Origin of the sequence: Streptomyces aureoversilis, assembly GCF_042657885.1 — a bacterium.
In the GTDB taxonomy this organism is placed as follows: domain Bacteria; phylum Actinomycetota; class Actinomycetes; order Streptomycetales; family Streptomycetaceae; genus Streptomyces; species Streptomyces aureoversilis.
This window is the reverse complement of sequence record NZ_JBHSKJ010000054.1, coordinates 1-4,877: the sequence shown is the minus strand read 5'-3', so window position 1 is coordinate 4,877 and position 4,877 is coordinate 1. Positions and strand designations below refer to the sequence as shown.

At 63.5% G+C, this 4,877-nt stretch carries 5 pseudogenes; 3 read left to right on the top strand and 2 right to left on the bottom strand.

From position 1 onward, the window contains the following. Positions 1 to 803: pseudogene (locus ACFPP6_RS36315) on the bottom strand (winged helix-turn-helix domain-containing protein); the annotation flags it as partial. A gap of 65 nt (positions 804 to 868) precedes the next feature. On the opposite strand from ACFPP6_RS36315, the pseudogene ACFPP6_RS36310 reads away from it, so the two are divergent. Both ACFPP6_RS36310 and ACFPP6_RS36715 read left to right on the top strand, forming a co-directional pair. Continuing rightward, positions 869 to 1,096 (top strand): annotated as a pseudogene (locus ACFPP6_RS36310) (transposase); the annotation flags it as partial. 636 nt (positions 1,097 to 1,732) lie between these two features. After that, positions 1,733 to 2,075 (top strand): annotated as a pseudogene (locus ACFPP6_RS36715) (transposase); the annotation flags it as partial. A gap of 1,141 nt (positions 2,076 to 3,216) precedes the next feature. Here the strand turns inward: ACFPP6_RS36715 and ACFPP6_RS36300 are convergent. Next, positions 3,217 to 3,840 (bottom strand): annotated as a pseudogene (locus ACFPP6_RS36300) (transposase); the annotation flags it as partial. Between the two features lie 219 nt (positions 3,841 to 4,059). Between ACFPP6_RS36300 and ACFPP6_RS36295 the strand changes: the two are divergent. Next, positions 4,060 to 4,751: pseudogene (locus tag ACFPP6_RS36295) on the top strand (IS5 family transposase); the annotation flags it as partial. Between the last annotated feature and the right edge of the window lie 126 nt (positions 4,752 to 4,877).

Genomic DNA, 4,877 nt, shown 5'->3' with positions numbered 1-4,877 from the left:
CCAGATGAGCACGATCGGGGCGTCGAGCTGCTGGTGGGCGGCGATGAGCAGGTCGCGGTAGTCGGTCCAGGCGAAACTGCGGCGTCCGGCTCTGGTCGTGCTGTCGCTGGACTTGTGGGACAGGTACCGGTAGATCAGGCGCGAGCGTTCACCGGGTCTGTAGCAGCACAGTGCGGCCACCGAGATGCACTGCCGGGACCGGCCGCGGATGCGCACGAGGGGTGTGTGCCCGCGCCGGGACCAGGTGCGGGAGGTGGGCGGCGTCATCGCAAACCCTGCTTCGTCCTCGAAGACGATGAAGGCTCCGAGCGCCGCCGCGGTGTTTCCACCTGCGGCCACACCTCCTTCACCCATCCGGCCACGGCCGCTTCGTCGCGCTCCACGGCCCGACGGGCGGGGACCTGGTGGCTCCACCCGTGCCGCCGCAGCATCTGCGCGATGGTCGACAATGCCAGGCTCTTGTGGAACCGGCGTTCGATCAGTGTCCTGATCCTGGACAGCGTCCAGGTCTGGTCGTCCCAGCCGTGTGCCACCGGCCCTTTGTCCAGCTCCTGTTCCAGCACGGCGAACAGAGCCTCGCTCAGCTTCGGGCTCAATCCCGGCCCCTTGGACCGCAGCGCGGCCTGTCCGCCGTCCTGCCAGGCCCGGCGCCAGCGCTGGACCGAACGGGCACTGACCCGTAACTCCTTCGCGATCACCGCATTGCCCTGCCCCGCGGCGAACATCCCGGCCGCCTCCACACGCATGCGCTCACGAAACGCCCGCCGCTCGGCAGTCAGACCACCACCTTGCGGATATCTCATGGTCCGGGCGTACCGCGACAGCTACCACCTGTCAGCCCCCACGACACTAATCCCGAAAGATCAGTAGCTGGTCGCATCCTTCCGAAGCCGCCTTCGCCGGCGTCGCGCCGATCCCGGCCTCCTCGGACATGGCCAACAAGCACCGGCTCAACCGGGGCAGCGACCGCCAACTGAACCGAGCCATGCACACGATCTCCCTAATCAGGATGTGGCCGAACCGTGCCACGAAGACGTACGTCACTCGCCGTGTCGGCGAAGGCAAGAGCTCTCGCGACGTCCAGCGGTGCCTCAAACCGCCAGACCTCCAAGATCCTCAAACAGAAGAACCGGCTGAACGTGGAAGGGATTCCTCAAGCGGCTTGACGCGGCATAGCATTCTCAGGTAAGAGCAGGATGACCAATGCGGCCCGTCCCCTCTGGGTGCGAACAGAGGACAGAGAACGGGCCGCGGAGGGGATCCTGCGTCGCCTCAGATCCGATAACGACAACGAGCAACCCGTCCCCCGGTCACGCATGAAAATCCCATTACCTTCTTGGTGGCACCGCAATGAGGCGCTCGGCTTTCAGAGTTGGCATGGCTTCTCCCCTGTCGAACGCATGACCCGGGGGTGGCGTCATCGGCTGCGGAGGCATCGACAGACCGCTGATTAGGGGCATGGTCACTGGCTTCTTCGCGGGCCGGGCGGCTCTTCGTAATGTGGATGTGGCGCACTACCGGGACCAAGAGACTCACCGGCATAAGCCCGGACGTCGTCACGCAGGACATCCGCCTTCCAACGCTGCTGTTCAACAACTGCTGGAAGCCGTCCGAGGTACGGTGACCTGTCTACCCGCCAACTCCCGAGCCCAGCAACCGACTTGCCTCATCCCCTCCATGTCCAGAGAAACGACGATCACCAGATCAGGACACGAACCGCTGCTGGAGTATACTCCAGCAGGGCGCCTCCTCAGCCGGGGTGCAGAGGCAATACTTGGGACTGCGGGGCGTACGGAGGACTGCCAGGTCGCGGTGTTCGCAGCCTACGCGTCCTCGCGGGGCCGGGCGCTGGTGGACCGGGGTTGTATCTGCCGAAGTCCTGGACGTCGGACCGGGACCGTTGCTGGGCGGCAAGGCGCCCGACAACCGCGGTTTCGCCACCAAGTCCGAGCTGGCCCGGGTCCTGGTCACCCGGGCTGGCTTCGCCGCTGCTCTTCTCCTGGGTGACTGCTGATGCTCTCTACGGCCAGGACTGGCACTTCCGCCGCATGATCGAGGAAGCTGAGCTCGGCTATGCCGCAGGACAAGTCGGGAAACGACTTCGAGCAGGGTGGCTTCGACATCTACCGGGTCATCATCGACGACATCGGGGAGCTGAAGTAGGTCCGCCTGTCATGACAACCGCGGTGCACAGCCCTACTGGCGGCGCGTTCCAGATCAGGCGGAGTCACGAAGAATCAGGGCAACTGTGGCACTGACGACGCAGCCCGGCCTGCCACTACGCCGGTCAGGCGACGGCTGAACGAGCGAGAAACTGAACGTCCATCAATCCGTCCCGACCAGCTGATCAGCTCCTCCCGAACACCAGGGAAAGCTCAACTCCCCTTGGTAGAGCGTCGCACCACAAGAGCGCTCTGGCGCCGCAGCTTCGTCTTGCGCAAGACTAGTAATGAGGGCCCAGCTCAGGTAGCAGGTTCGTTCGAAGAGGATCCGACCGCATGGTGATCAACCGGAGGGTGCCGGCCAGGCAGTGGGTACACGCTGCCCGTGCGGCCAGTTGACACTTACCAGGATTCGGAAACGGAGCCCTACTCGAACAAGTGGACCATGTTGACATTCGACCATCGTTCCGTCACCCTTCTTACTCAGGATTGACGGAGTTTTGGTCCGGCTTGAGCCGCACTGCAGGAATGCAATGGGGCGGCGGGTGGAACGCCAGCAAACATTAGCTTTGAATACTGAAATGACGCTGGAGTGGAAATGTAATCCCACTCGCGAGTGTGCCCTATTTGTAGGACTTTCTTGCCTTGAATAGTCAATCTTATTTGCGTGAACTTAAGCTGGTTTCTTTAATCTGCCGCTGCCGGGGCTGGCGTTGAATCTGATCGGCATGGGAATAGACGAAGGCTCGGTAGGCAGCTTCTCCCTAATGAATGCCTGCCGCCCTGAAGTTTACGTATTTGTTTATCAACCGGGGGGTTTATCCGTTCAGTTCAACCCTGCGGTTTTGTTCGACGTCCGGGCTACCCGGTGTGACGAGCAGGTCGCACGCCGGTGTCGGCTAGGTTCTCTCGTTGGCTGTTTGAAGTGAGGTCACCCCTAGGCTAACTGGGCGTTTCGTCCTGCGAGTCGTGTTTAGTTAGAAGTTCAGGTTTCGCCAGTTTGGGGTGTTTCGTTGGTGTGGCAGCGAGTCATGAGGTTGATCATGACGGGGTGGACGTCGATGCCGAGGTGGGCGCCGTGGTTGATGGTGGTGCGGTAGTCAGCGTCCAACCAGGCCTTGGTAACGCGCGGGTGGGCGGCGGCGATGTGGGAGAGCGGTCAGACAGCGGCGGCGGTGTCGGAGATGCTCGCAGTAGTGACCGTGACGGTCAGCAGCAGGCCGAGAGCGTCCGTGCCCAGGTGGCGTTTGCGGCCGATGATGGCTTGCCTGCGTCCGGCCCTGCCTTGGCAAGGGCACGCTGGCGGAGGTCTTGATGGTCTGGGAGTCGAGCACGCATGCGGACGGTTTCGCGTCGTGCCCCTCGCGCTCGCGGACCAGGCGTCGTAGGAACCCGTTGAGCTGCTCGAGCACCCTGTCTTTCTGCCAGCAGGCGGAGTAGTTGCAGGCCGTGGGCCAGGGTGGGAGATCGTGCGGGAGGTAGCGCCAGGGGAGGCTGGTGCGGCCGATGTAGAGGATGGCGTCCATCAGGGAACGTAGGTCGTGCTCGGTCGGCTAGCCGATGTCCAGGCCCGGCCACGGTGTGCGTCCCGCCAGGCGGCCAGGACCGATGCGTTCAGCTCCCAGCGTTCGTCGGAGAGGTCACTTGGGTATCCGCTGTGCGCAGTCTTGTCTCCCAAGTACTGCAGCGATGTTGATCGGTCCACCCATGCAGGAGATGTCAACGACGCATGCCTTGGGATCAGATACGAGACTTCGGGGCGGAACGACTCCCTGCCGTCCAACATGTTCGGCGTGCTGGAGAACCGCGCTCCCAGGGCCCTGCTTGCACGCCTGGACGCGCCGGTGCGCCAGCGGTACGCCCAGTTCATGGCCGAGCGTCGCCGTATCCCGGCGAACTGTCGGATGCGCTCTGGGGGTTGATCGAGCCGGTGCTGGCGGGCTGCGTCGGCGCCATGCGCTGGACATCGGGCGTCCGCCTGAGCACGATCTGCGTGAGATCGTGAGCGCGGTCTTGTATGTGAACCGCACCGGGGTTTAATGGCGCTGCCTGTCCCACGACTTCCCGCCCTGGGTGACGGTCTACGGGTACTTCGCGAAGTGGCAGAAGGGCGGCGAGTTTGGCCAGCTTAACGGTTTGCTGAGAGAGCTGGTACGGCAGAAAGAGGGGTGGAGCGTGAGCCCGTCGGCCTGTGTGATCGACGCCCAGAGCGTCAAGACCTCCACCAGTGTCCCCGCGGCGAGTCAGGGCATGGATGCGGGCAGGAAGATCGTGGAGCCGCAAGAGGAGCATCATGATCGACACGCTTGGTCTCCTGCTTGCAGTGCTGGTCACCGCAGCCGTGTTCACGCTCCGTCGCCGGAATCAACTGCTCAACCAGGTCGCCACCGCCCACCCCCAGCATCCGTAAGACCTGGGTGGGCGGCGGCTACCGCCAGGACTTCGTCGAGACGCCGCCACCCCGGTATCGACATGGAGATTACCCAACGCGCCTCCGGACCAGGGGAATTCATCCCGATCCCGAAACGCTGGACGGCCGAGCGAACCTACGGCTGGCTCATGCTCCACCGCCGCGTGGCCTGCGACTACTTAGAGGACGTCTGGTTCGCGTAGTTCATGAGTGATTGCGTTTTATGCGTCTCGCCAGGTAGAGGTGGATTCTCCGGTTGCTCGCTTGGCCAGGTTGGCGATGGCGGCGAGGCGGATCATGCTCTC